The sequence below is a fragment of the Maribacter aquivivus genome (assembly GCF_900142175.1).
In the GTDB taxonomy this organism is placed as follows: Bacteria; Bacteroidota; Bacteroidia; order Flavobacteriales; family Flavobacteriaceae; genus Maribacter; species Maribacter aquivivus.
In genome coordinates, this window is the sequence record NZ_FQZX01000001.1 from 199761 (window position 1) to 224951 (window position 25191).

Consider the following 25191-nt stretch of genomic DNA (forward strand, 5'->3'; position numbering starts at 1 on the left):
CTTATTTCTGTTATAACCAAGATTGATAATAGTCTCCATCATCTAACTTCATTGCATTTTCAGTAACCATTAATGGCTTAAAAGTATCTATCATTACAGCTAGTTCTTCTGAACCTTTTTGACCGATACTACGCTCTGCTGCTCCTGGGTGCGGACCATGAGGGATACCTGCGGGATGCAACGATATATTACCTGGCTGCACTCCATTCCTACTCATAAAATCTCCATCAACATAATACAGCATTTCATCAGAATCTATGTTCGAATGATTATAAGGTGCCGGTATCGACAGTGGATGATAGTCATACAACCTTGGGACAAAAGAGCAAATCACAAAAGCATTTGTCTCAAATGTTTGGTGTACTGGTGGCGGCTGGTGAATTCTACCGGTAATGGGTTCAAAGTTGTGAATAGAGAATCCGTACGGGAAATTATATCCGTCCCAACCAACAACATCAAAAGGGTGCCCAATGTAGACCATTTCATGCATGACACCTTGCTTCTTCACTTTTATTAAGTGCTCATCGGTATCGGTAAACGTTTCTAAATTTTGCGGCAGTTTATAATCGCGTTCACAAAACGGTGAATGCTCTAATAACTGCCCAAACCAATTGCGGTATCTTTTAGGCGTGTAAATAGGAGAAAACGATTCTGCGTATAGAATACGATTGTCTTCAGTATCAAAATCTATCTGATAAATAGTACCTCTAGGAATTATTAAATAATCGCCATACTCAAACGGAATCTGACCAAAAATAGTTCTTAGTATACCTGTACCTTTATGAATGAACAACATTTCATCGGCATCGGTATTCTTATAGAAATACTCGCGTAACGATTTTCTAGGGGCAGCTACGCCAATAATAATATCGCTATTCACCAAAAGTGGTTCTCTAGCTTCTAAAAAATCATCTTTTGCCGGAGCATTAAAACTCACTAATTTCAACGAACGTATATTTTTCTCCAAAGCAATTTTAGGAGAAACATCTGTACTCTTTAATATCTCCTTGACCATTGTTGGTCTATTGTGGTGATATAATAAAGAGGACATACCGTCAAACCCTATAGTACCGAACAATTGTTCTGAATACAACTCTCCATCTGGTTTTCTAAACTGCGTATGTCGCTTAGGCGGCAACGCTCCTTGCTTATGATATATAGGCATATACGTTGATTTTACTCGAAAGTCGAGATTAAAAACTACGAGGATTACCCCGAACTTTTGAATTTATGTTTTAAGAATACCTCGCGAAAATTCCACGAGGTATGTAACTAATTCTTCTCTTAAAAATACGCTATTCTTGGTCGCTCAAGAAATCTGTTGAACTTATAATGTTCCTCTTAATTCTTGCTCACGCTCAATAGCTTCAAATAATGCCTTGAAATTTCCTTTTCCAAAAGAAGTAGCTCCTTTTCTCTGAATAATTTCAAAAAACATTGTTGGTCTTGCTTGTACTGTTTTCGTGAAAATTTGCAATAAATATCCTTCATCATCACGATCAACCAAAATACCTAGCTTTCTTAATGATTCAATATCCTCATCAATTTCACCTACCCTTTCTGTCAATACATCATAATACGTAGTTGGTATGTTTAGGAACTCTACTCCTCTACTCTTAAGATCTGAAACCGTCTTTACAATATCGTCTGTTGCAACGGCAATATGCTGAACACCTTCACCTTCGTAAAATTCTAAATACTCATCTACTTGAGATTTTTTCATACCTGGTGCCGGCTCGTTAATTGGGAACTTAATACGACCGTTACCATTGCTCATTACCTTACTCATTAATGCCGTAAAATCCGTAGAGATATCCTTATCGTCAAAAGACATAATTTGCTTAAAGCCCATAACATTGGCATAGAAATCTACCCAATAGTTCATTTTACCCTCATGTACATTACCTACCATATGATCCACAAATTTCAAACCTGTAGAAGTTGGTTGGTAATCACATTCCCATTTTTGGTATCCTGGTAAAAATGTACCGTTATAATCTTTACGCTCAACAAAAATATGAACTACCTCACCGTAAGAGTAGATACCAGAAGTAACCACCTTACCATGTTCATCTTTCTCCGTCTTAGGCTCCATATAACTTTTGGCTCCTCTTTTCATAGCCTCTTCATAAGCATACGTAGCATCATCTACCCAAAGTGCAGTAACTTTTACTCCGTCACCATGCTTGTCAATATGTCTACCTACATCAGTACCACTTTTTAAAGGAGAAGTCAATACCAACCTAATCTTATCTTGCTCTAATACGTAAGATTCAAATTCTCTACTGCCCGTCTCTAAACCTTTATAGGCTAATGATTTAAAACCAAATGCAGTTTTGTAATAATGTGCTGCTTGTTTAGAGTTACTTACGTAAAGTTCTAAATAATCTGTACCATTGATAGGCATAAAATCTTGTGCCTCTTTGTGTTTGTTCTCTGCTTTTGTTGCTGTTGACATAGTGTTGAGTTTTATTTTTGTTTTATTAATTGTTGCTTCTGCAACATATATTGTAAAAAAAATTATGCTGTTGTCGTTTGGGTTTTCATAAGTACTTCTAAAGCTGCTAACAGTGCTTTATTAGCTTCTCTCACACCAAATGAGATTCGTACTTTTCCTGGAGCTCCAAAATTACCTACAGGGCGCACCATAATACCACGCTGCTCTAAGAATGAGGTAAATTCCATATCATGGATTGGCGGATCTATTAGCACAAAATTACCTTGTGCAGGCCAGTATTTTATCTGCAAAGCATCAAGTCCGTTCAAAACAAACCTTCTTTCCTCTTTTACCAATGCCACAGTTTTGTTTACAAAATCTACATCTTCCAATGCTGCAATTGCCCCTTCCAATGCCAATGAAGACAACAAAAATGGCTTACAAATTCTTCTCATATAATTACTGATCTCTAATGGAGCATAGCAATACCCTACGCGTAAACCTGCCAAACCATAGGTCTTTGAAAAGCTATTAATGGCAATTACATTTTTGCCTTCTACCACAAACGGCAAACCTGATGTGTAATCTTCTGCATCAGCAAAATGTCTATACACTTCATCTAACACCAAAATTACATACTCTGGTAACTTTTCAATGAAGTTTCGCAACTCTGCCATAGGAATGTAATTTCCTGAAGGATTATTTGGAGAAGCAAGAAATACCAATTTCGTTTTATCGGTAATTGCGGCTAGAATACCATCTAAATTATAATCATAATTTTCGGTCATAGGCACATTAATTGCCTTTGCCCCCATCCAACGAGTAAAAGCTGTATAAGGAAGAAAACATGGCTGACTCACAATTACCTCATCGTTTTCGTTCAAAAATGCCTTCGAAATCATATCAATAATTTCTGAACCACTATTTGACGTAATGAAATTATCTGCAGTCAACACTCCGTCAAAATCCTTTACTAATGCTTCTCGCAATCTGATATCTGTATTATCCGGATAAAAACTTAAATCATCTAGTGTTTTTGCTAAAGCTTTTTTCACTTTTGGGGAATACCCTAGCGGATTCTCATTAGACGAAAGCTTGTGCACCGTAATACCATCAGGCATAACAATCTTCTTACCACCACCTTTATAGGTGCTGTCTTCTAATATATATTTCTTGAAACCTAGCTGCATATTTCTACTTCTTTTAACCAATTTATCCGAAGTAAATATACACTTTTTTTTAATTATTGTTGCACCAACAACAATATTAACGATAAACTCTGTTACTTTTGGAGGAATAACATTTGGATTATGGACAGGACGGAAGGCTTCGGGGTATATATTGATCGTACTCTAAAAAAGGTTCAAAGCACTTTTTTACAAGTTTTTGCAGAGAATAATATTGATTTGACCATTGAGCAATGGGTCATATTACAACGTGTACAATTAGAAGGCAAAGAGGCATCTCAGGCTGATATTGCCAAATCTAACTTTAGAAATAGGGCAACAACTTCTAGAGTTATTAGCGGATTATGCAAAAAAGGCTTCTTACGAAAGTCTAGATTTAGAGATGATCAAAAAAGATACAAACTTGTAATCACTGATGAAGGATCTGCACTAATAAAACAGGTAATGCCTTTTATTACCGATTTACGAAAAGTTAGTACACTGGGTATCACCGAAGAAGAGTTTGAAATATTCTATAAAGTACTTGATCAGCTATGGGAAAATTTCGATCAATACGAGGGGCGTTCATAGCCGTAAATTGGCATATTAAAGAAATAATTAAATTTTTGTTGATTTTGGTTTTACCAGTCTATAAAAATCACTAAGTTTGCACCCACATTTGAAAAAATGGTGTCGGTCGCATAGCTCAGCTGGATAGAGCATCTGCCTTCTAAGCAGACGGTCGGAGGTTCGAATCCTCCTGCGATCACTCTGAAGCCCCTTTTAGGGGCTTTTTTGTTTTTAGTACTTTCCTCTTACATTCATTTTCTTCACTTATCTGCCTATCTATAGAGTTATTTTAACATTTTTATTATTTTTACCAATTAAGAAAAAATTCATTTTAGATGTATACTTTGACTTATGAATCTGTCGCTACTGAAACACTTAAAAGCTTTGAAATGGAAGAGCTTCTTGAGAAGGCGCGTGAGAACAATATGCGTGATGACATTACAGGTTGTCTAATCTATTACAAAGGTCGTTTTGTTCAACTACTAGAGGGTAATAAAACGAGAATAGAAGCACTTTACAGCAAGATTAAAAAAGATCCTCGCCATAAAAATGTAACTCTTTTTTCTGATGACGAAACAAGTAAAAGAACCTTCCCAAATTGGGGAATGGCATACTACCCTATTGACGAGAACAATACTAACAGATATGAGTACGAGCAATTTAAGAGAAACCTGATTCTAATGGCAGATCTTATTGAACCTACCAATGTTACATCAAAACACTTCTGGAAGAAAATCAAAACCATGATTTCAGAACCACCAATGTAACCTGTAGAACATCTTAATACATTTTTACTCAAAATAGTAATATGTGCTCATATACTGGCGTTATATTTTAGGTATTGAGCTATTTTTTAAACGAATCGCATTAGAGAATAGACTTCTTAAGTTTTACCTTGCTGTTAGATTTTGATTAAAATTTTTGTGAACAAACATTTTTTAGCGTTTTAAATTATTAATTGCCATGAGCAAAAATTTACTAAATGTCTTTCTAGCTGACGATGATAGTGATGACAGAACATTCTTTTCTGATGCATTAAGAGAGATACCTATACAGACTACAATTTCTGAATTTAATAATGGCGTGGACCTAATGGCAAGTTTGCTATCAAATACCGCAGAGAAACCAGATGTTATATTCTTAGATTTAAAAATGCCAATGATGGACGGATTTGAGTGTCTTGCTGATATTCGTGATCTTGAGAAATATGCAGATACTCCCGTAATTATCTACTCTACATCTTATCACCCTAAAGAGATTACCCGTTTAAATGAAATGGGTGCTTCTCTATATTTACAAAAACCTTCTTCATACAACCAGCTTAAAACACTTTTACACAAATGTTTACGCTATGTAAATGATTCTGAAAAAAACGAGAAGGAGTTCGTGATTTCCATTTAATATTTTTAGATACATTTAATACTACCTTTTTAAAACAACTATCCCTCTAACTATTTAAATAGTAAGGCTTTCTTCTTTAGAATTTTTTCCATCTTCAAATAGTATTTACTTACTGTTAGTAACCAAAAAAGCCAGCTCAATTGAGCCGGCCTTATCTTTTTCATATTATTTATTTTATGCCGAGATTGACGCGTTTCTAATATTCATTAGGTACGCTTTAGGTGTACACTTAAATTTATTTCTAAAGATTTTTGAGAAGTAACTTCTGCTTGTAAACCCAATAGAATATACTATCTCTGAAATGTTCATATCAGACGTCTGTATTAATTCTTCTGCTAAGATCAATCTTTCGTTTCTAATGAAATTTGTTACCGTAGTACCTTCCATCACCTTAAAACCTTCTTGTAATTTTGTTGGCGAAAGACCGTATTCTTTACTTAAATCCGTTACTGTATAAGGAAACTCTGGCTTTCTCTTGATAGCGTTTACCGCTTCTTCAATTCTTAACAGCTCTTTTTTGGTTAACATAGTAGCAACTTGTCCACTGTTCTCAATATCTTGCTTACAGTGTAAAATCTCTAATGCCAAGGTAAAGTTTACAATACCCTCTATAAGCAGTTTTCTTACCAAACCTACTTGGGTAATTGATCTAATCTGTAATAATTGTTCTTTTATTTTAAGGTTGAAAGTACCTATGTGAGCACTACCATCTTCATTTAAGAATGAAGCAAACAATTGCTCATATAATTCATTATTGTTAACATTCTTACTTAATGACTCACCATCTTGTGTTACCTTAATAATAGACAAGTTAGACTTAGTTGCCTCTCTTAATTTAATATTAATAGTCTCATGAGATCCACCAATAACTACTGTTTGTAAAGCTTCAACTTTACTTGTTTCTTTACCTTTTGAAAATCTAAAACTACCTTCTAAACAGTAAATGAAGTATAAACTACGATTCTCATCCAATTTTAAATCGAAATTGAAATCATCGTTCAAATCCAAATCATACTCTGTGTAAGAGATTCCTGAACCCAAAGAAACGGTCTGTATTCTACCGCTACCTTTATCGTTATCATATTGAAGAATACGATCTCCTTGAAAACTTGAGATACTTCCTCCTAAAACATTATTAAAATGACTTAATTGATTATGAACTACTTGCATGAATTATTATTTAGATGGTTATTATTTAATGAAGCCTCTTGCGCTTGAAAGTTTTCGAAAAAACCAGGAGTACTACTTTGTACATTTAAGGTCTGACCATAAGACTCTTTTGGTCTTACGTTACCTACTCTAGCATATTGAAGATTATTCATAAAGGCTTACATTTCTTGTTGATACAAAGATGCAGCCGATGCAATCTAAATCTGTTACATCATTTTTAGAAGCTGTTACACAATTTTAAGAAAGGTATGTTATATAGTGTAAAAACTTACTATAACAAGGTGGGAAGATAAACGGTAAACTCAGCACCTTTGCCCAATTCACCTTTTGCAGTGATGGTTCCGTTATGCGATTGAACAATTTTTTTACAAATAGATAAGCCTAACCCAGTACCTGAAAATTCTGTTTTTCCATGAAGACGTTGAAATATCTCAAAAATTTTCTCTTGGTACTTTTTCTCGAATCCTATGCCGTTATCAATAAATTGCAGCTTCACATAATTTATGTTTGGCAATAAACTTTCTACCGAACTTTTGTCACCGCTAACAATACTACCTTTAATTTGAATATTAGGTTGTACGTCTTCCTTCACATATTTGAGTGAATTACCAATCAGGTTGGCGAATAACTGTTCTAACTGAAATTGAATGCCATTTACCACCGGTAAACTCACAGACACTACCTTGGCATCTAAATCATTTATACGTTCACCTAAATCTTCTAGAACATTATTTAAAACATCATTAAGGTCTACGCGCCTTGGTTGTTCGCCCACCTCATCTATTTTAGAATAGGAAAGTAGATTGTTAATAAGGTTACGCATTCTATCTGACGAGTACTTTATTTTAGATAAGTACCCTTGTGATCTATTACTTAATCTCCCCTCTTCTTCTTCATCTAACCTACTTACAAACATTTGAATTTTACGAAGGGGTTCTTGTAAATCATGACTGGCAACACGGTTAAAAGCTTCTAAATCTGCGTTGGTTCTTTTTAATTCTGTATTCTTAATCTGTAGTACCGACTCTGCTTCTATTTGCTTGGTAACGTCTCTAATAACACCTACCATATACCAATTACCTTCTTTCTGGTAACATTCGCCAATGGTGTTCATATACTTTAATTCGTTAGATTTTGTATACACACGAAAGACAAGGTCAGATTTAGTCTTATTCTTTTTAGCCTCCTTAAAACTAGATTTAACCTTATGTAGGTCATTGGGGTGTAAGAACGTTAGTAAACGATCATACTTATCATCGAACTCTTTGGGGTCATACCCGAACAACCTGTATACATTGTCTGAATATTTAATTTCCTCCTTAGCTAGATTCCATCGAAAACTACCAATATTGGCTACATGCTCTGCTTCTGAAAGCAACCTGTTCTGTATAAATAATTGTGCCTCGTAAGTCTTCTCTTGCGTTACATCTTTAGAGAATAGAATTAAACCATCGTTCATTTTTACTGCCCGGGTAGTCAACCAAACAGATTCTTCGTCAAATATAAATTCTTTGGTATACTCTTTATTCTCACCAGACAAATAACCATCTGCTAGAATTTCCAAAACTCCGTTCTCCGCATTATTTGGATAATACTCCAGTATCGTCTGCCCTTCAATGAACGCAGATTCTTCATTTGCAATTTCACCCATTCGATTATTTATATAATCGATACGAAAGTCTTCAACATCACCTTTTTTATTAAAAATAGGTTTCAAATAACAAATAATACTATCGTTACTATCTAAAACCCGTATTCCAAAAAGATTAGAAATTTCAAGCTCTCTCTTCCTCGACTCAAGACTACCTAAAGGGGCTTTAGATTCTTTGTCGTTGATAAAGTTAGGTTTAACCAAAGTTAGGGTGAACAATAGACCTGTGTCAAAAGAATTGATTCTAACTTGATAACTAAGTAAATTATCTTCTTCTTTAACTATAATATTGAAATTATCTTCTTCACCAGTTTCTAGCACCTTATTCGCTAAAATTATGATTTCATCATAATTTACAAGCTCTCCCAAAGATTTCTTTTCAATACTTTCAAAAGAAAAAGAAAAGAAATTTTGCGCACTCTGGTTCGCGTACTTAACAAAATATTCTTTTGTGCTTAAAGAATTTGGCACCGATGGTTCAGCATATAATACAGCAGTGTTGGCGTCGTCAACTATTTTTTTTAAAAAATCATCTGCTACAGTATTCATCATTTGTACTAACTTTTTACTCTTCTGTTAAGATTCTACGAAATAAGTATTTATAATTCAGCTCGACTAGTGCTAAAACAAAAAAAGTTGTTCCGAATGAAACAACTTTTTTACTATAGCTTTATTTGAGACCTTATATTTTCAATAAAAAATTCTCTTTCTTAAAATCATTTAAATGATAAGCCCAATTCATTTTAACCACTTGTTTTAATGATTTTTTAAGCTCATTGAAACTAGAAGGCTTTTTAATATAGATATTCGCCCCTTTTTCAAAAGTTTCTTCTATATCTCTTTCTGCAGAAGAGGTTGAATAAATAGCCACCAACAAATCTTTTAAATGTGGCGTACGTCTAATCGCTTCTAAACATTCAAACCCATTCATGATTGGCATATTTAAATCTAGAAACACCAAATCGGGAGTATTGTCTGTATCGGTCAATAAGTATTCCATACAGCTTTTTCCATTCTCTAGTTGATGTAAATCGGTGTTTAATTCGATTCCCTCCAATGCATCTGCAAAAAATTGTCTGTCGTCTTCGTCATCGTCAACGAGTAGTATTCTTAATTTATCCATTTTCACTTTTCATGTATTGAAAGAAGAACCGTTCTTCTCACTTTTTTCTAAACTTAATATACTGGGTGATGGTTAACCCAGTTACCTTCTTAAACTGATTCGATAAGTGAGGCACACTGCTAAAATTTAAATTGTGGGCAATCTCGCCTAAACTCGTGTTCTCTAACAGTACTAAATCCTTTACCTTTTCAATGCGCACTAATATATAAAAATTCTCTATAGAGGTAAACGTTTTACTAGAAAATAGATTTGAAAGATATGGATAACTAAAACCCAATTGTTTAGAAAGTAATTCTGAAATTTTTACATTTCTAATATCGCCCTCATAAACCATCTTCTTAATATAAATCTTAATCTCTTCAACGATATCTCGATTCTCTTTTGTCTGAATCTTTATACCAAAACCCTCTAGCTGCGATGAAATAAATGTAAGCTTTTCATCACTTAAATCTTTAGGTAACTTAATGGTACCGTCTTGCAACATTTCAAAATTAACCCCTGCAGCGACCATTGTTTTTCGAAATACTTCATTAACCATTTTTTCAGGGTTGTATATGAAACTATATTCCATTCAATAAATCACAATTAGTTTGCTGCATAAGAGCTTGTAAAATTATTATTTTAGAAAAACATTATATAACAAAATACAATAAAATATTACCACTTTTAAACCTTAGCTCAAAAAACAAACTTATTGTAGGTTTTTGACTACAAAAAAATACCCATGCGCCAATTAAAAACAGTAAGACAATTAAGATTTCGTAAAAATTAATGCCCCATAAGCCGGAATATTTATTTTCCCTGTCCAGTTTTTAGCATCTGTGCTTTCTTCAATTACTTCAACACTATCTACTGATATTTCTGAGAAATCCTTATCGTAAATTGTACTACCTCCATTGATCTTTAGCTCAAAAGGTTCGTTTTCGTTTAAACCTATACCATAATCTTCATACTCTTGATTACTAAAATTCAAAACTACAAGAACTGGTTCTGTTGGATCATTGCCATCGAAACGGGTATATGCCAATATTTTTGTTTCATGGTTAAGATGCAAAATTTCTATATGCTGACTTCTTAATCCGCGGCCACCTTCAGTTTCACCTGTTCTTAACTTAATAACATCTCTAACCAAATTCTCTATACCCTTGTGCTTTTCTTCTTTGTTCCAATCTAAGCCTTCTGTATCCTGAAAATACTCGTCTTCAATAAATTCTTGACCTTGAAATAGCATTGGTATACCTGGCGCAGTCAATGTCAATACAATACCTAATAGTGCTCTCTTTTTAGCGAAGGCACTTTCTGCATCGCCCGGCTGTATTTCTTCTGGCACTCTTGCCTTACCATTTGCAACCTCATCATGAGATTCGGTATATACAATACGGCTAAATGCATCATTACTATATGTAAACTCTAATGCATCAACGATTTTCTGTAGGTCCCTACTATTGTCATGTGTATCTTCTATAACCTCTCTTACTGGGTGAACAAAATTCATATCCCACTGCGATCCGTAAGCTAAACCATCGTATTCTACAGCATCGGTAACCCTACTATCGCCTTTTAAATCTTCTGCAATAGTTAATACATGTGGATATTTCTCTCTGATTTCCGAGTTGATATCGCGCATTAAAACATTGCCTTCTTCAATCTCTGTATCGTAACCTAAACCACCACCTTCGTAGCGTATGTAAGAAGTAGCATCCATACGTAAACCGTCGCAATGATATTTCTCGATCCACATTAATGCATTGTCCCTCAAATATTGCCTTACCTCTTCCCTACCATAATCTGGTCTGGTATCTCCCCAAGGTGTATCGCTTCTATGGTCATTGTAGAAATAAATTCCGCCTTTGTCATTTTCGCTCCATCCATCGAACTGCCATAAATCTACATCTGACGGACCAAAGTGGTTGTAAACAACATCCATTATTACGGCAATTCCCCTTTTATGAGCTTCATTGACCAGTTTTGCAAATGCATCTGGTCCGCCATAATCTTGTTCTATTGCAAATGGGTGAGCGGGATTGTAACCCCAAGATATTCCACCAGCAAACTCCGCCACGGGCAGTAATTCTATACAGTTAACACCTAAGTTTTTTAAGTAATCAAGCTTGACAATTACATCTTCAAAAGTACCCACCGCATCTGGTGAAGAACGATTAAAAGTACCTACGTGTAGTTCATAAATTACAAGCTCATTCCAGCTAGGCATTTTAAAATCTTCATCTTCCCAGTTGAAATCTAATGTTCTTATAATAGAATTACCGTTACTATTTGTTACCTCATAGGCATACGGATCATTTCTTGATAAAAGCTTACCGTTATATTCGATAAAGAATTTATATTCATCACCTTCTGATGCTTGCTCAGTACTTACTGACCAATATCCATTATTTTCTGCTTCGAGAACAATCTGGTTTTCAGACCAATTATTAAAGCTACCACCAACGAAGACTTTCGCTGCATTCGGAGCCCATACTCTAAAGGTTACAGCACCATCATTTATGACAGCACCCATACCTGCCGATTTTGTTATTGTAGTATTCATGAGTCAAAAATAGAATTGAATTCCCCTATATAATATCCTTAAAAGAATATGCTTTAACTCTAAAAAATTTTCTTTTAAATAACTTGAAAATAATCGAAATCAACTAGCTATTGACATGAAATACAATGACATACTAACTTAATCTTATCAATATAAATGAATAGATTATTAGAACTTTGGATGAAATTATAAGTTGTATTTATTGCTTTTTAGGAAGTATAATTGTAAAAACAGATCCCTTATTTAATTCACCTGTAGCACTAATGACTCCCGCGTGGTTTAGGACAATCTTTTTTACAATGGCCAACCCAATACCTGTACCAACATACTCTTGCTTAGAATGTAGTCGTTGAAATACTTCAAATATTTTTTTAGAAAACTGTTCTTCAAAACCAATGCCATTATCAGTAATAGTGATTTGAACGTATTCTTTATTTTTCAATAGCTTCTCATCTATTGAATTAGCATTAGTGATTACTTCCGTTTTTATAGTAATTACTGGAGGTACATCACTTTTTGAGTACTTAATGGAGTTAGATAAAAGGTTGTACATCAACTGGCGAAATTGAAATTTTACCACTTCCACCTCAATTGAATTTACAAGTGTAATTGTGCCATTTTTCTTATGGAGCTCTTCACCCAAATCATTTTTAACATCTTCAACGAGACTCCTTAAATCGACAGTTTCAAAAACCCTTTTCTCTGTATCTGTGCGGGAGTATGACAACAGGTCGTTTATAAGCGATTGCATTCTGTTGGCAGCAGATTGTATCTTTTCAAATTTGGTCTTTCCTGAGGAAGAAAGTTTATCAAATTCTTTCTCCATTAACACCTCTGAAAACATCTGAATCTTACGTAAAGGCTCTTGTAAATCATGGCTAGAAATATATGCAAAGGACTGAAGCTCTTTATTCATTTCCTCTAGCTTTAAATTACTATCTGCCAATTGTTTTGTTCTACTGCTTACTTCTTCTTTTAATTGATCTGCGAATGATTTTTGCTTGTTAATATTCATTCCTGTACCAATAAAGCCAACCATTTCGCCTCCCTCAAATTTAGGAACACCTAGTACTTTAAACCACTCATATTTTTTACTAAAATCATTTATCACTCTATATTCTAAAGTAAAACCCGTTTGTTTTTCTAAAGCTTTTCCAAAACCAGCATATACTAAAGCTAAATCATCAGGATGCACAACATCTACCCACACTTGCCCTGTAAATTCAGCCTCATTTTCTACACCTACATAATCTAATAATGCTTTGTTGGCATATTCAATATTAATATCATTATCGGTAATCCATATCCAAACGGGAGATAGATTGGCTAGTTCCCTAAACCTACGTTCACTCTCTCTCAATCGTCGCTCCGCCAATACCGCCTCGGTAGTTTCGGTAACTATAACCAAAACCCCAGAAACACGACCAGACTCATCCTTTACAGGACTGTAGCTAAAGGTCCAATAAACATCTTCCATTTGACCATTCCTAAAGATAGGAATCAATAAATTCTCTCGCCAAATAGATTCACCTTTATCAGTGACCACTTTAAGCATAGGTTCAATATCTTCCCATATCTCCGCCCAAGATTCCTTACCATTTAATCCTAATATGTACGGATGCTTTCCATCAACACCTAAAATTGGTCTATATGCATCATTATAAAAACCTTTTAGGGCTTCTCCCCAAAACAAAAACATGGGAAATGGTGAGTTCAATAAGATATTAAGTGTAGTTCTAAGACTCTGCGGCCAACCTTCAGGTTTACCTAGCGGTGTTAAAGACCAATCTTTTTCGCGCATTAACTTACCCATCTCGCCACCATCATCAAGAAAATGAAATTCTTTATTCATAAGAATATATAATTGAGCGATCTATAATTAGATAAACGCCTACATTAAAATTATTAAACAACAATAAAAATACGCCATTGAGATTAACAATTTTGTAAAACGTATTTTGAATTTGCCTTCAAATAAACCAATTTTAACATTATAGAATTGACTCTATAAAATTTGAAGTGCACTGTTACCGTTTGGGATTACCAATATAATAATAAACCAGAAAAAAATACCAAAATCCAAACACTTCAAAAACAGCCCGTTTTCATTCAAAAACAAGCAAAAAACTGTTTAAATTAGTCAAACTTATCATAAAAAGTGTCATTTTCTTGCATTTTAACGAAATTATAGTATGTTATATATGAACTTAAAAATAATCTATGCGACAACTAAAGATCACCAAACAAATTACGAATAGAGATTCCATTTCATTAGAAAAATATTTTCAAGAAATCAGTAAAATAGATTTGATTACTGCAGAAGAGGAAGTAGAATTGGCAAGAAAAATTCGTAAAGGTGATCAGAAAGCGTTAGACAAATTGGTAAGTGCCAATTTAAGGTTCGTAGTATCTGCCGCCAAGCAATATCAAAACAGAGGACTACGCTTGACCGACCTCATCAACGAAGGTAATTTAGGATTGGTAAAAGCTGCAAAGCGCTTTGATGAAACTAGAGGTTTCAAGTTTATCTCGTATGCCGTTTGGTGGATCCGCCAATCAATTCTTCAGGCACTTTCTAATACCTCGCGTATGATTAGAATACCGCAGAACAAAATTGCAGTAAACAGTAAAATCTATCAAGTATATTCATCTTTAGAACAAGCAAACGAAAGACCACCGAGTGCGGACGAAATTGCATCTGAATTAGACATAAGCGTTTCTAAAGTAAAAACCTCTATTAAAAATTCCGGCAAATCTATTTCTTTAGATGCCCCTTTTAAAGAAGGAGAATCTTCTTCTTTATATAACGTGTTGGAGTCTACAAAACTAAATAGTCCTGACAATGACTTGATGGCAAAATCATTAGAAACAGACATTAATCAGGTGTTGAGAAAAATTCCAGAAAGACAAGGTGACGTTTTACGTCTTTTCTTTGGCTTAGGTAATCAACCTGCAATGAGTCTTATTGAAATAGGTGAAGTCTTTGATGTTACTAGAGAACGGGTACGACAAATAAAGGACAAGGGTATTAAATCTCTTAGACGTACTTCAAATACCGAATTATTACGCGCTTACCTATAATTTTTAAGTTACCAATTATCATCACAAGGAAAATCTTTTCCAATATTCATTTACCACTTTATAATAGTATAACATAAGCTTAACAGCGCTAATTAGGAGTTAGCAACGCATATGTTATGTTATTGTTTGAAATACCATTACATGAAATTTATTTATATCAAAAGAGAAAGCAATACCAAAGAATTATACAGAACACGTAACGGACTTAAAAAGTCGAAGGTGACCTCAATTACAAAGTACTTTATGGGTATACCTATAAAAACCCTGCACACTTACAGACAAATATATTACAGGCGTAAAAACAACGCCATTGAAAAAATGCTATTTATCTAATTATACATACTATCCAATAATTAAAATTGAATTCATGAAAATACTAGTAATAGGAGCCGGCAATATGGGATTGACTTATGCAGAAGGCATGTCGAAATCAAAATTACTTAAGAAGAGGAATATAATGGTGCTCGATACTTCTGAAGAGAAGTTAGAAGAACTACGCGAGAATCCACAATTTGATGCTTTTGATGATTTAAAAAATTGTGCCCCACAGGCAGATATTATTTTTATTGCGGTAAAACCATATCACGCAGAAAGTGTTTTCTTAAAACTGAATCCCCTTGTAAAACCTGGTCAAATTGTTATTTCTATTATGGCCGGTGTTACAATCGATACTATTCAGAATTTAACGGGACTCACAAAAATAGTTCGCGCTATGCCTAATCTACCTGCATCAATTGGTAGAGGACTAACGTCATTCGTAGCTTCTAAAGAAGTAACTAGAATTGAGTTGTTAACCATAGAAAGTTTGTTAGACACTACGGGTAAATCTATTCAAGTAAGCAATGAAAACTTCATTGACGCTTCTACCGGTATATCTGGTAGCGGACCAGCTTATGTATTTTATTTTATGCAAAGCATGATGGAAGCTGCGCTAAAAATGGGCTTTACACCAAATGTTTCTAAAGTTTTAGTCGCACAAACATTTACGGGGGCTATTGAACTTTTTAACCAAAATGAACTTTCCCCAAATTCTTGGATGGACAAAGTTGCTAGCAAAGGCGGTACTACTCGTGCAGCACTAGATTCTATGGAAAACAATAATGTTGGAGAATTAATAAAGGAAGCCGCTTTCGCCGCATTTGAGCGTGCAGTTGAACTTGGTAAAGAACAGGTAAATTCTATAGAATAACATATTATCAATACTACACACCTGAGTATTTATAAGGTAGAAGAAACACATTTACAATCACACTAAATTCTACCTAGTACTATAGAAAATAGTTTTTTGACTATTTCATTTTAAAGAATTACAAGTTTAATATGGAATAGTCAAATCCTATTGTCTCACTTTATGACAATAATTCTTTGATTACATGTTTTTTTGTGCTTTATTTGATAAAGACAACAGAAATTTATCAAATTCACTAATGAAAGGCATCAAAAATAAGAAATTCATTCCCAACCTTTCTTATGATTGCGTGATTTTTGGATTCAATGGCGTAAATCTAAAAATTCTTATTTTAGAATATCACAACACTGGTTTATTTGCACTTCCAGGGGGATTTATCAAAAAAAACCAAAGTCTACAAGATGCCGTAAATAAAGGCGTAGAAGAACGCACAGGACTAAAAAATGTGTTCTTAGATCAATTTCAAATTTTTGGAAAACCAGAAAGATCTGATCCCGCTGCCATGCGTCGTATTTTAGTTGCAAATGATAAAAATTTAGAGAAAAATGAATGGATGATGGACCGCTTTATTACCGTAGGCCATTATGCGCTCATCAACTACGAAGATGTTAACCCGAAGCCCGATCACCTTTCAGATAGTATTGATTGGTATGACATTGATAGTGTACCCCAATTAATGATGGATCATAACGAGATAGTAGACAAAGCTCTTGAAGTACTTCGTAATAATATAAGTGAGAAGATTATAGGCATGAATCTACTACCTCCAAAATTTACTATGAAGCAGTTACAGCAAGTGTTCGAGGCTATTTTAGACCAAACACTAAGACGTACTAGTTTTCAACGTAAAATGTTATCTCTAGATATATTACAACGGCATGAAAAGCTTTTTGAGGGCAAAGCTCACAAAGCTCCATACCTATACAGTTTCAAATAAAATCAAATACTTAAACTAACAACAACAATGAACAAATCAACACTTAACAACTTTTTAAAATGTACCGTTCTCGCAGCTCTTATGTTCGGAACATTAACAACCTACGCTCAAAAGAAATTTGGGGGTCTTGCGCTTTACACTGTTAGAGACGATATGGGTACCGATGCGAAGGCAACTTTACAAGCTGTATCTGAAGCAGGTTATAAAAATATAGAAGCTGCCGGTTACAAAGACGGCAAGTATTACGGTATGACTCCGGCAGATTTTAAAGACCTATTGAAATCTTTAAAATTAAAACCGATTAGCACACACCAAAGTGCAGTAACTGTTGACAATGCAGATAAGATGATGGCCGATGCTAAGTCTGCAGGCTTCAAGTATTTTGTAGTTCCTATTCCACCAATGGGTATGTTCACTTTCAACGAAGAAGATAGAACAATGGGCATGACAGGTACTGTAGAAGATTTGGCTAAAATTTTAACTACACTTGGCGAGAAAGCGAACAAAGCAGGATTAAAATTATTGTACCATAATCACGATTTTGAATTCAAGAAAAACGCAGAAGGCATTGTTCCGATAGACTATTTGCTAGAAAATGTAGATCCTAAATTATTGAATTTTCAGATGGATTTATTTTGGGTAACCAAAGCAGGCGCCAACCCAATTGCTTACTTCAACAAATATCCAGGTCGTTTTAAAATATGGCATGTTAAGGATATGGATGAGCAAGGTAGATTTGCACCAGTGGGTACAGGTTCTATAGGTTTCAAAAATATTCTAGATAACAAAGAACTTTCTGGCATGAAATACTACATGGTAGAGCAAGACATGACTTTTGAAGGTCTTAAGCCTCTAGACGCTATTAAAATTAGTCACGACGGACTTAAAGAAATAGGTTTTAAATAATTACTATTACCAAACAACGGAGATGACCCCGAAGAGATTTTCTCTTTGGGGTTTTCTTTTTTAAGTACTTTCTCATTAAACCTTTCATCACAAATACTGTCTTAATCACTTATTAAATTATGTGCCTATTTTTGCACACTGAACACCAACTTTAAAAAAGTACAGAATGAGAATGACCACAAGTTTACGCATGAGAATTATTCACAGATATTTAGGTTTCTTTTTAGCCGGTATTATGGCGATGTACTCCATTAGCGGAATAATAATGATCTATAGAAATACAGACTTTCTAAAAAGTGAGAAAATCATAGAGCAACAATTAAAGCCAAATTTAAAAACTGCTGAACTTAGTGGTGCCTTGCGAATTAAAGGCGGAGTAAAACCTGAAAAGACCGAAGGTGATGTTGTGTACTTTAAACAAGGTGAATACAATACGGCAACAGGTATGGCTACCATTAAAAAAATGGAGCTTCCATTTATTTTAGATAAGATGGAACACCTGCATAAGGCAACCACAAATAGCCCTGTGTATTTTCTGAACATCTTTTTCGGACTCTCACTACTATTTTTCGTGGTGTCTTCCTTTTGGATGTTTATGCCAAAGACCACAGTTTTCAAAAAAGGACTGTACTTTTCACTTGGTGGTATCGTACTAACCATTATACTGCTTTTCGTTTAATACAAACTTGACTAATTCAAACGTAAACCGTTGTAAGGAACTTTCTTTACAGCGGTTTTTTTGTTTTTGAAAAACACTGTAACCATCAAGAACCCACCCCTGACCCCTCCCGAGAGGGGAACAATTTATAACTGAAAATAAATTTTAGAGATAAAACAGACGAGGCAACTCTTATAAAAACTAAACTCGCAACACCCCACAAACCCGCAATAAAAAACGCAACTCTCCCCTCTTGGGAGGGGATTAAGAGGTGGGTTCCGCGATAATATCACCCTACTTCTTTATTAAAAACGAAAACGTAAACAACTTATTTTCACTACTTTCATGTAAAATAATCTAACTCAAATACAGACCATCAAAAGCAATCAATCTAAAATGAAAAATCTCTTACTACTTGTACTACTATTCACCACTACAATTTCCATTCATGCACAATCTAAACTGATAAAAGCAGATTCGTACTTAGATGTCAGAACCGGAAAATTAATTTCTCCTGCTAATCTGCTTATCGAAAACGGAACCATAAAATCTATTAACCCAAAGGCACTTCCCGAAGGTATTGAAACAGTCGATTTAACAGGCAAAATATTATTGCCAGGTCTTATGGATATGCATGTGCATTTAGACGGTGACTTTACTGGTAGCTGGGATTATGTGTATAAAGAAAGTGCTAGCCAAGGTACTGTAAGGGCTGTGGTCAATGCAGAAAAAACATTAATGGCAGGCTTCACTACCATAAGAAGTATAGGGCAATTACACATTACACCCGAGCTTATCGATGTTGCCGTTTCTGAGGCTTCTGATAAAGGGATGATTGCTGCACCTAGAATCATTCCTTCGGGACATATGATTTCTATTAGTGGCGGACACGGAGATATTTCTCTTGGTCTTGCCGAGGGATTAGTGACTGTTGGACCTAATGACGGAATCATTAATGGAAAATATGATGCTATCGAAGCAGTGAGATATCAAATTAAACATGGTGCTAAATTCATTAAAATGCATGCAACGGCAGGCGTACTTTCTATGGAAGATGCCATTGGTGCACAACAATTAAGTAATGAAGAAATGAAAACCGTTGTAGACGAAGCGGCAAGACATCATATTAAAGTAGCTGCCCACGCACATGGTACCGAAGGTATTAAAGAAGCTATTAGAGCTGGTGTGTATTCTATTGAGCATGGTTCTATAATAGATGACGAGGGCATACAATTAATGAAAGAAAAGGGAGTATACCTAGTTCCAACAAGAGGACTCGCTACCATAATCGAGCCTATGATTGATAAAATGGATCCTGTTATGGCCGGTAAAGCTAAATATGTAATGCCTATTGCCAAGCAAAACCTTAAAAATGCCATTAAAGCAAACGTCAAAATTGCCTTTGGTACAGATACGCCTATCATCCCTCATGGAAAAAATGCTATTGAATTTGCGGCATTAATGGAGTGTGGCATGAATTCTATGGAAGCTATACAAACAGCTACCACCAATAGTGCAGAAATGTTAGGTCTTGTGGATCGCGGTGAGCTAAAACAAGGGTTACTCGCAGATATTATTGCCGTAGATGCCAATCCTATTAAAGATATATCCACTTTAGAACATGTGAAGTTTGTAATGAAAGGTGGTGTCATTTATAAGAATGAAAAGTAAATAACCTCGTGGCAAGCCCGCGATACATTGTATTGAAAAATAATTAATATTTCGACCCAATCGTCGCGGCATTTGAATCTCGATTATCGAGTAGAAGCCACTTGTTGGTACTATAGTCAATCAATTAAAAAACGAACATCATGAAATCATCGCATCACATTTTAATCAGAACACTTCTTTTAGGCTTTTCTGTAATATTATTTTCAGGTACTGTAGCATACGGCCAAACGAAAGCCGAACAGATAGATGAGCTTTTAAAGGAATATCTAGCCTATTCTAAATTTAATGGTTCTGCTCTAGTTGCCAAAGATGGAAAGGTCATTTTCAAAAAGGGATATGGCATGGCGAATATGGAATGGGATATTCCAAATAACCCCAACACCAAACATCGCCTAGGCTCTGTGACCAAGCAATTTACTGCCATGCTTATTCTACAATTGGTAGCCGAAGGTAAACTAGATCTGCAGGCACCTATTACTAACTACTTGCCAGAGTATCCAAAAGAAAACGGAGACAAAATTACTACCCATCATTTATTAACCCATACTTCTGGTATACCGAACTACACGTCATTTCCCGATTTTTTCAAAGACGTAAGTAGAGACCCGTACACCCCAGAAGAGTTTACTACAAAGTTTCAAGATATGGAGCTAGAGTTTACTCCCGGCGAAAAGTTCAATTACAGTAATTCCGGTTATTTTTTATTGGGAGTGCTTGTTGAAAAACTATCCGGTAAAACGTATGAAGAAATGCTAGACGAGAAGATATTTTTTCCATTAGGTATGAAGGAATCCGGATTCGATCATCATTCCGACATCCTAAAAAATAGAGCAACAGGTTATGAAAATAATGGTAACGGATTTATCAATTCCCCTTTCCTAGATATGTCTATTCCGTATGCTGCAGGATCGTTATACGCTACCGTAGAAGATTTATACCTGTGGGACCAAGCATTGTATACCAACAAATTGTTATCCCAAAAATATATGGATATGTATTTTAAACCACACACACCCGCTTTCGGCAGTTTTCATTATGCCTACGGATGGATGGTTGGGAATGAAGCCTTAGGTAACACAACCGATAGTATCGCAGTAATTACCCATGGTGGTGGTATTAACGGATTTAATACACAAATTTCAAGACAGCTTTCAGACAAGTCATTGATTGTGCTTTTAAACAATACAGGTGGTGCCCCATTAGGTAAAATCACGCAATCTATACTTGGTATCATAAACGATAAAAGTTACGACCTCCCTAAAACTCCTTTAGCATCTAAACTTTTAGAGGTCATAGCATCAAAAGGTATTGATGCAGGGGTTGCATATTTTAATAAAAATAAAGACAACAAAGATTTTGATGTCAATGAAAATGAAATGAACCAAACGGGATATCAACTATTGAGATCGGACAAAACCAAAGAAGCTATTCAAGTTTTTAAACTGAACGTAGACGCGTATCCAAAATCTGCCAATGTATATGATAGTTATGCCGAAGCATTAATGAAATCTGGCGATAACAAAGGTGCTATTGAGAACTATACAAAAGCGGTAGAAATGAATCCTGGTAATGAAAATGCCATAGATATGCTTACAAAATTAGGTGTCGATACCAGTAACTTAACAAAAGTGTTCGAAGTACCAGAGGCACTATTAGAAAGCTACATAGGTGTCTATGAATTAATGCCCACTTTTAAAATTACCATAACCAAAGAAGGCAAGCAATTAAAAGCACAAGCAACAGGGCAGCCGATGTTGGATATTCTCGCCAAATCGAACGATACTTTTTACTTAAAAGAAGTTGCTGCTCAAATTCAGTTTATTAAAGATAAAAACGGAGCAATTGAAAGTTTAACTCTATTTCAAAACGGGCAAGAAATGAATGGTAAGAAGGTGGAATAGTGTGAGATTATTTAGTCTTATCACCCACCGCTAGCCCCTCCCAAGAGGGTAACAACTAGCGTCTTCAATTAAAATATATTCTAAGAATAATTTTATGAAAACAGAAGTTTCAACTAACTCTAATTTCGCAATCAATAATGTACTTCTCCCCTCTTGGGAGGGGATTAAGGGGTGGGTGCTACGATGAGAAAGATTATTCCATACAACCCAAATTTAGTTGAACTCGCTAGAACACTAAGAAACAAAACAAGAAGCCCGAAAATCTTGCCCCAACCCTAAAGGGTGGATTTTCTATAATAGAGAAAATAACTTTTATGAAAAGAGAAGTTTCAACTAACAATAATTTCGCAATCAATAATGTACTTCTCCCCTCTTGGGAGGGGATTAAGGGGTGGGTCTTACGATGAGAAATATTATTCCATATAATCCAAAATTAGTTGAACTCGCCAGAACATTAAGAAACAACATGACCCTTGGTGAAATTGCGCTATGGAGAGAGATAAAAGGTAAAAAGCTAGGTCAAAAATTTAATAGACAAATTCCTATCGATCAATATATAGTTGATTTTTATTGCAAAGATCTTCAACTCGCAATAGAAGTAGATGGCAGTATTCACTTTAAAGAAGGACATGAAGAAAAAGATAAGAAAAGGCAAGCACGCTTAGAATCTCTAGGGGTACATATGCTCAGGTTTTCAGATACCGATGTGAAGAATAATTTGGGGGTTGTTTTAGAAGAGATTAAAGTAATAATTGAGAAATTAGAACAAACAAGAACCCACCCCTAGCCCCTCCCAAGAGGGGAACAGCTAGTGACTTTAAATAATTTTTTTAGATAAAACAGACGAAATAGTACTTTTAAAAACGCAATTTCCCAACAACCAAAAACTCGCAACCAAAAACGAAATCCTCCCCTCTTGGGAGGGGATTAAGGGGTGGGTGCTACGGTGATGAAGATTTCATTGAACATACTAACTCAAAAGAACCCACCCCTAGCCCCTCCAAGGAGGGGAACAGCCGTTGACTAAAATTGAATAATTGCAGACCTATACCCTTTACCTCACCCAACACTGGTATCTTGCATATATAAACTACCCTTATGAAAATCAATTTACTTACTTGTGATGCTCAAAGACCAGATAGAAGAGCGATTGCGAAATGCATTGCAGAATTATCATCTAATGTTAGCGATTCGCTTGCCAATGAACTTACAGATATACTTTTAGAAGGTGATGCAGTAGATATTGAAGTAAGCGATAAAAATTCTGGTTCTGCATTAAGGGCTTTGCGAAAGCTGAGTATAGATTATGAGATTATAGAATAAGGGGTTCTACATTCAGCTCTTGTTAGCTTGTTCGTTATAAGTACTCTTGTCACTTCGAGTGAACTACGAGGTACGAGGAGTTTGTATCGAGAAACATTCGTGTACCAAAGGGTTCTCGATACAATTTTAAGTTTCCATTGCATTATAACTTAAAACCACTCGAACTGACAATGCGTATTCAATTCAATAAATGTTAGCCCTTTCGTTCTAATTAACATTGTCACTTCGAGTGAATTTTCGAAGAATGAGAAAATTTGTATCGAGAACTCGTTTGTCACCATCTCCCAACTTGCCAAAACCCAAAATACCCACCCCTAGCCCCTCCCAAGAGGGGAACAGACCGTGACTGTGATTAAGCTTATTAGAGTAAGACCACACAACAGCACCAAACTGCGCGCGGGCGCCCTTTAGGGTTGGGGTGAGCGGGGCATTGCAAAAACGCTACTTCTCAGAAACCAAAAAACCCACAACCAAAAACGAAATTCTCCCCTCTTGGGAGGGGATTAAGGGGTGGGTGCTACGATACTGAAGATTTCATTAAACCCCCTCACCAATTTCTTTACAAAATTATTCCACTAAAAGCTGTGAAGGAATTAATAGTATCTATCCCTAAACAGTACCATCTCAGTATAACTTCTTGAGTTTAAGATAGTATTGGTAAAGTTCAAGTATTAAAGCTGTATAATATGAATGAACAATTAAAACAATAGACATGGGAATGATTAAGGATAGAAAGAAATTCAATAGAACAAAAGAGCAAACCAATCCAACGAATCCGACCGGTAATACCAATCAGCTGAACAAAGAGTACAACATTGATAAGCCGACCATTAAAAAACAACAAAAAGATAAATGATGTTGGTTATATAAAAGAGCTATAACAATCCCTTTTAAAAAATATAATAAGATTAAAATCAGAAGAAATGGAATCACAAAATGATCTTAATACTAATATTCGATTAACAACCATAAAAATACAGGAGGAACATCCAGAACTGGTTAAATACATAAATGAAATACCACGAATCTTTTTTAAAGATGAAGAAGAAGTAAATAACAAAGCGCTAAAAGGATATTTAGATTCCCTAAATATGATATTAGAAACCTATTCAGAAAAACACTAAAAAACTATACATATGACAATCCAGATAAATACAGACAAAACCATTAATGGAGAAAAAAGAAATGCCGATTTTTTTTCTTCTCAGATTGAAGAGGCATTACAAAGGTTTGAGTCTCACATTACCAGAGTAGAGGTACATTTAAAAGATGAGAATGGAAAAAAAGACGGATTCAATGATATCTCGTGTCTGCTAGAAGCTAGAATCGAGGGCAGAAACCCCATTGCGGTTTCTAATCAAGCAGATACTATGGATCAAGCCGTTAAAGGTGCTATTGATAAAATAAAAACTGCTATAGAAAGTATTCTTGGTAAAATTCAAAAACAAAATCATTAGAT

The 25191-nt window shown here is 35.1% G+C and carries 26 protein-coding genes and 1 tRNA gene; 17 read left to right on the forward strand and 10 right to left on the reverse strand.

Annotated elements, in window-relative coordinates:
* Nucleotides 1-10: 10 nt before the first annotated feature.
* The 3 genes from BUC31_RS00820 to BUC31_RS00830 form a co-directional block, all read right to left on the reverse strand.
* Nucleotides 11-1165 carry a homogentisate 1,2-dioxygenase gene (locus tag BUC31_RS00820; RefSeq protein ID WP_073240478.1) on the reverse strand — a complete coding sequence of 385 codons (1155 nt, stop codon included), beginning with the start codon at nucleotides 1163-1165 and terminating at the stop codon, nucleotides 11-13.
* A 162-nt stretch (nucleotides 1166-1327) separates the two neighbouring features.
* A complete protein-coding gene (gene hppD / locus BUC31_RS00825) occupies nucleotides 1328-2458 on the reverse strand; it encodes a 4-hydroxyphenylpyruvate dioxygenase (protein WP_073240479.1) in 1131 nt (376 codons plus the stop codon).
* A gap of 62 nt (nucleotides 2459-2520) precedes the next feature.
* The gene (locus BUC31_RS00830) at nucleotides 2521-3627 is read right to left on the reverse strand and encodes a pyridoxal phosphate-dependent aminotransferase (protein ID WP_073240480.1); all 1107 of its coding nucleotides are present in this window, start codon (nucleotides 3625-3627) and stop codon (nucleotides 2521-2523) included.
* Between the two features lie 120 nt (nucleotides 3628-3747).
* On the opposite strand from BUC31_RS00830, the gene BUC31_RS00835 reads away from it, so the two are divergent.
* From BUC31_RS00835 to BUC31_RS00850, 4 genes are all read left to right on the forward strand, one after another.
* Nucleotides 3748-4194: a MarR family winged helix-turn-helix transcriptional regulator gene (locus tag BUC31_RS00835; RefSeq protein ID WP_073240481.1), complete on the forward strand. Its 447-nt coding sequence runs from the start codon at nucleotides 3748-3750 to the stop codon at nucleotides 4192-4194.
* Between the two features lie 104 nt (nucleotides 4195-4298).
* Nucleotides 4299-4372 (forward strand) — tRNA-Arg (locus tag BUC31_RS00840).
* 136 nt (nucleotides 4373-4508) lie between these two features.
* Nucleotides 4509-4940, forward strand: a complete 432-nt coding sequence (locus BUC31_RS00845; RefSeq protein ID WP_073240482.1) for a BLUF domain-containing protein — start codon at nucleotides 4509-4511, stop codon at nucleotides 4938-4940.
* Nucleotides 4941-5136: 196 nt separating this feature from the next.
* Complete coding sequence (locus tag BUC31_RS00850) at nucleotides 5137-5574, forward strand: response regulator (protein WP_073240483.1); 438 nt, start codon at nucleotides 5137-5139, stop codon at nucleotides 5572-5574.
* A 174-nt stretch (nucleotides 5575-5748) separates the two neighbouring features.
* Here BUC31_RS00850 and BUC31_RS00855 read toward each other — a convergent pair whose 3' ends face one another.
* The 7 genes from BUC31_RS00855 to BUC31_RS00880 form a co-directional block, all read right to left on the reverse strand.
* Nucleotides 5749-6744, reverse strand: a complete 996-nt coding sequence (locus tag BUC31_RS00855) for a helix-turn-helix domain-containing protein (protein WP_073240484.1) — start codon at nucleotides 6742-6744, stop codon at nucleotides 5749-5751.
* A complete protein-coding gene (locus BUC31_RS20210; protein WP_170861911.1) occupies nucleotides 6735-6896 on the reverse strand; it encodes a hypothetical protein in 162 nt (53 codons plus the stop codon). Before BUC31_RS20210 ends, BUC31_RS00855 begins: the two co-directional genes overlap by 10 nt.
* A 119-nt stretch (nucleotides 6897-7015) precedes the next feature.
* On the reverse strand, nucleotides 7016-8947 hold the full coding sequence (locus tag BUC31_RS00860) for a PAS domain-containing sensor histidine kinase (protein ID WP_073240485.1): 1932 nt from the start codon (nucleotides 8945-8947) through the stop codon (nucleotides 7016-7018).
* 130 nt (nucleotides 8948-9077) lie between these two features.
* Complete coding sequence (locus BUC31_RS00865; RefSeq protein WP_073240486.1) at nucleotides 9078-9518, reverse strand: response regulator; 441 nt, start codon at nucleotides 9516-9518, stop codon at nucleotides 9078-9080.
* A 37-nt stretch (nucleotides 9519-9555) separates the two neighbouring features.
* A complete protein-coding gene (locus BUC31_RS00870; protein ID WP_073240487.1) occupies nucleotides 9556-10089 on the reverse strand; it encodes a helix-turn-helix domain-containing protein in 534 nt (177 codons plus the stop codon).
* 180 nt (nucleotides 10090-10269) lie between these two features.
* On the reverse strand, nucleotides 10270-12066 hold the full coding sequence (locus tag BUC31_RS00875; RefSeq protein WP_073240488.1) for an alpha-amylase family glycosyl hydrolase: 1797 nt from the start codon (nucleotides 12064-12066) through the stop codon (nucleotides 10270-10272).
* Nucleotides 12067-12265: 199 nt separating this feature from the next.
* Nucleotides 12266-13918, reverse strand: a complete 1653-nt coding sequence (locus BUC31_RS00880; protein ID WP_073240489.1) for a PAS domain-containing sensor histidine kinase — start codon at nucleotides 13916-13918, stop codon at nucleotides 12266-12268.
* Nucleotides 13919-14286: 368 nt separating this feature from the next.
* On the opposite strand from BUC31_RS00880, the gene BUC31_RS00885 reads away from it, so the two are divergent.
* The 13 genes from BUC31_RS00885 (at nucleotide 14287) to BUC31_RS00940 (ending at nucleotide 25189) form a co-directional block, all read left to right on the forward strand.
* Nucleotides 14287-15147 carry a sigma-70 family RNA polymerase sigma factor gene (locus BUC31_RS00885; protein ID WP_073240490.1) on the forward strand — a complete coding sequence of 287 codons (861 nt, stop codon included), beginning with the start codon at nucleotides 14287-14289 and terminating at the stop codon, nucleotides 15145-15147.
* A 141-nt stretch (nucleotides 15148-15288) separates the two neighbouring features.
* Nucleotides 15289-15480, forward strand: coding sequence for a hypothetical protein (locus tag BUC31_RS20065; protein ID WP_073240491.1), 192 nt, complete (start codon nucleotides 15289-15291; stop codon nucleotides 15478-15480).
* 34 nt (nucleotides 15481-15514) lie between these two features.
* The gene (proC, locus tag BUC31_RS00895; RefSeq protein WP_073240492.1) at nucleotides 15515-16336 is read left to right on the forward strand and encodes a pyrroline-5-carboxylate reductase; all 822 of its coding nucleotides are present in this window, start codon (nucleotides 15515-15517) and stop codon (nucleotides 16334-16336) included.
* 238 nt (nucleotides 16337-16574) lie between these two features.
* Entirely contained in the window at nucleotides 16575-17273 is a 699-nt protein-coding gene (locus BUC31_RS00900) for an NUDIX hydrolase (protein ID WP_073243677.1), read from the forward strand.
* A 27-nt stretch (nucleotides 17274-17300) separates the two neighbouring features.
* On the forward strand, nucleotides 17301-18179 hold the full coding sequence (locus tag BUC31_RS00905; protein WP_084134918.1) for a sugar phosphate isomerase/epimerase family protein: 879 nt from the start codon (nucleotides 17301-17303) through the stop codon (nucleotides 18177-18179).
* A 166-nt stretch (nucleotides 18180-18345) separates the two neighbouring features.
* Nucleotides 18346-18858, forward strand: coding sequence for a hypothetical protein (locus BUC31_RS00910; RefSeq protein WP_073240494.1), 513 nt, complete (start codon nucleotides 18346-18348; stop codon nucleotides 18856-18858).
* Nucleotides 18859-19233: 375 nt separating this feature from the next.
* Entirely contained in the window at nucleotides 19234-20508 is a 1275-nt protein-coding gene (locus tag BUC31_RS00915) for a metal-dependent hydrolase family protein (RefSeq protein WP_084134919.1), read from the forward strand.
* Between the two features lie 140 nt (nucleotides 20509-20648).
* Nucleotides 20649-22409, forward strand: a complete 1761-nt coding sequence (locus BUC31_RS00920) for a serine hydrolase (RefSeq protein WP_073240495.1) — start codon at nucleotides 20649-20651, stop codon at nucleotides 22407-22409.
* Nucleotides 22410-22812: 403 nt separating this feature from the next.
* On the forward strand, nucleotides 22813-23196 hold the full coding sequence (locus BUC31_RS00925; RefSeq protein ID WP_073240496.1) for an endonuclease domain-containing protein: 384 nt from the start codon (nucleotides 22813-22815) through the stop codon (nucleotides 23194-23196).
* A 311-nt stretch (nucleotides 23197-23507) separates the two neighbouring features.
* A complete protein-coding gene (locus BUC31_RS00930) occupies nucleotides 23508-23732 on the forward strand; it encodes a hypothetical protein (protein WP_073240497.1) in 225 nt (74 codons plus the stop codon).
* Between the two features lie 712 nt (nucleotides 23733-24444).
* Nucleotides 24445-24588, forward strand: a complete 144-nt coding sequence (locus tag BUC31_RS20215) for a hypothetical protein (RefSeq protein WP_170861913.1) — start codon at nucleotides 24445-24447, stop codon at nucleotides 24586-24588.
* 67 nt (nucleotides 24589-24655) lie between these two features.
* A complete protein-coding gene (locus BUC31_RS00935) occupies nucleotides 24656-24856 on the forward strand; it encodes a hypothetical protein (RefSeq protein ID WP_073240498.1) in 201 nt (66 codons plus the stop codon).
* A gap of 12 nt (nucleotides 24857-24868) precedes the next feature.
* Nucleotides 24869-25189 (forward strand): HPF/RaiA family ribosome-associated protein, encoded by a 321-nt coding sequence (locus BUC31_RS00940; protein WP_073240499.1) that lies wholly within the window; start codon nucleotides 24869-24871, stop codon nucleotides 25187-25189.
* The last annotated feature ends 2 nt before the right edge of the window (nucleotides 25190-25191 follow it).

Excerpts from the sequence above, each read along its gene's own strand:
- BUC31_RS00850 (WP_073240483.1), top strand. The coding sequence starts at position 5,137 with ATGAGCAAAAATTTACTAAATGTCTTTCTAGCTGACGATGATAGTGAT.
- BUC31_RS00865 (WP_073240486.1), bottom strand. The coding sequence starts at position 9,518 with ATGGATAAATTAAGAATACTACTCGTTGACGATGACGAAGACGACAGA.
- BUC31_RS00900 (WP_073243677.1), top strand. The coding sequence starts at position 16,575 with ATGAAAGGCATCAAAAATAAGAAATTCATTCCCAACCTTTCTTATGAT.
- BUC31_RS00845 (WP_073240482.1), top strand. The coding sequence starts at position 4,509 with ATGTATACTTTGACTTATGAATCTGTCGCTACTGAAACACTTAAAAGC.
- BUC31_RS00930 (WP_073240497.1), top strand. The coding sequence starts at position 23,508 with ATGAAAATCAATTTACTTACTTGTGATGCTCAAAGACCAGATAGAAGA.
- BUC31_RS00870 (WP_073240487.1), bottom strand. The coding sequence starts at position 10,089 with ATGGAATATAGTTTCATATACAACCCTGAAAAAATGGTTAATGAAGTA.
- proC (WP_073240492.1), top strand. The coding sequence starts at position 15,515 with ATGAAAATACTAGTAATAGGAGCCGGCAATATGGGATTGACTTATGCA.
- BUC31_RS00875 (WP_073240488.1), bottom strand. The coding sequence starts at position 12,066 with ATGAATACTACAATAACAAAATCGGCAGGTATGGGTGCTGTCATAAAT.
- BUC31_RS20210 (WP_170861911.1), bottom strand. The coding sequence starts at position 6,896 with ATGAATAATCTTCAATATGCTAGAGTAGGTAACGTAAGACCAAAAGAG.
- BUC31_RS00885 (WP_073240490.1), top strand. The coding sequence starts at position 14,287 with ATGCGACAACTAAAGATCACCAAACAAATTACGAATAGAGATTCCATT.
- BUC31_RS00910 (WP_073240494.1), top strand. The coding sequence starts at position 18,346 with ATGAGAATGACCACAAGTTTACGCATGAGAATTATTCACAGATATTTA.
- BUC31_RS00835 (WP_073240481.1), top strand. The coding sequence starts at position 3,748 with ATGGACAGGACGGAAGGCTTCGGGGTATATATTGATCGTACTCTAAAA.
- BUC31_RS00905 (WP_084134918.1), top strand. The coding sequence starts at position 17,301 with ATGAACAAATCAACACTTAACAACTTTTTAAAATGTACCGTTCTCGCA.
- BUC31_RS00935 (WP_073240498.1), top strand. The coding sequence starts at position 24,656 with ATGGAATCACAAAATGATCTTAATACTAATATTCGATTAACAACCATA.
- BUC31_RS20215 (WP_170861913.1), top strand. The coding sequence starts at position 24,445 with ATGGGAATGATTAAGGATAGAAAGAAATTCAATAGAACAAAAGAGCAA.
- BUC31_RS00860 (WP_073240485.1), bottom strand. The coding sequence starts at position 8,947 with ATGATGAATACTGTAGCAGATGATTTTTTAAAAAAAATAGTTGACGAC.
- BUC31_RS00820 (WP_073240478.1), bottom strand. The coding sequence starts at position 1,165 with ATGCCTATATATCATAAGCAAGGAGCGTTGCCGCCTAAGCGACATACG.
- BUC31_RS00880 (WP_073240489.1), bottom strand. The coding sequence starts at position 13,918 with ATGAATAAAGAATTTCATTTTCTTGATGATGGTGGCGAGATGGGTAAG.
- BUC31_RS00830 (WP_073240480.1), bottom strand. The coding sequence starts at position 3,627 with ATGCAGCTAGGTTTCAAGAAATATATATTAGAAGACAGCACCTATAAA.
- BUC31_RS00925 (WP_073240496.1), top strand. The coding sequence starts at position 22,813 with ATGAGAAATATTATTCCATATAATCCAAAATTAGTTGAACTCGCCAGA.
- BUC31_RS00855 (WP_073240484.1), bottom strand. The coding sequence starts at position 6,744 with ATGCAAGTAGTTCATAATCAATTAAGTCATTTTAATAATGTTTTAGGA.
- hppD (WP_073240479.1), bottom strand. The coding sequence starts at position 2,458 with ATGTCAACAGCAACAAAAGCAGAGAACAAACACAAAGAGGCACAAGAT.
- BUC31_RS00920 (WP_073240495.1), top strand. The coding sequence starts at position 20,649 with ATGAAATCATCGCATCACATTTTAATCAGAACACTTCTTTTAGGCTTT.
- BUC31_RS20065 (WP_073240491.1), top strand. The coding sequence starts at position 15,289 with ATGAAATTTATTTATATCAAAAGAGAAAGCAATACCAAAGAATTATAC.
- BUC31_RS00940 (WP_073240499.1), top strand. The coding sequence starts at position 24,869 with ATGACAATCCAGATAAATACAGACAAAACCATTAATGGAGAAAAAAGA.
- BUC31_RS00915 (WP_084134919.1), top strand. The coding sequence starts at position 19,234 with ATGAAAAATCTCTTACTACTTGTACTACTATTCACCACTACAATTTCC.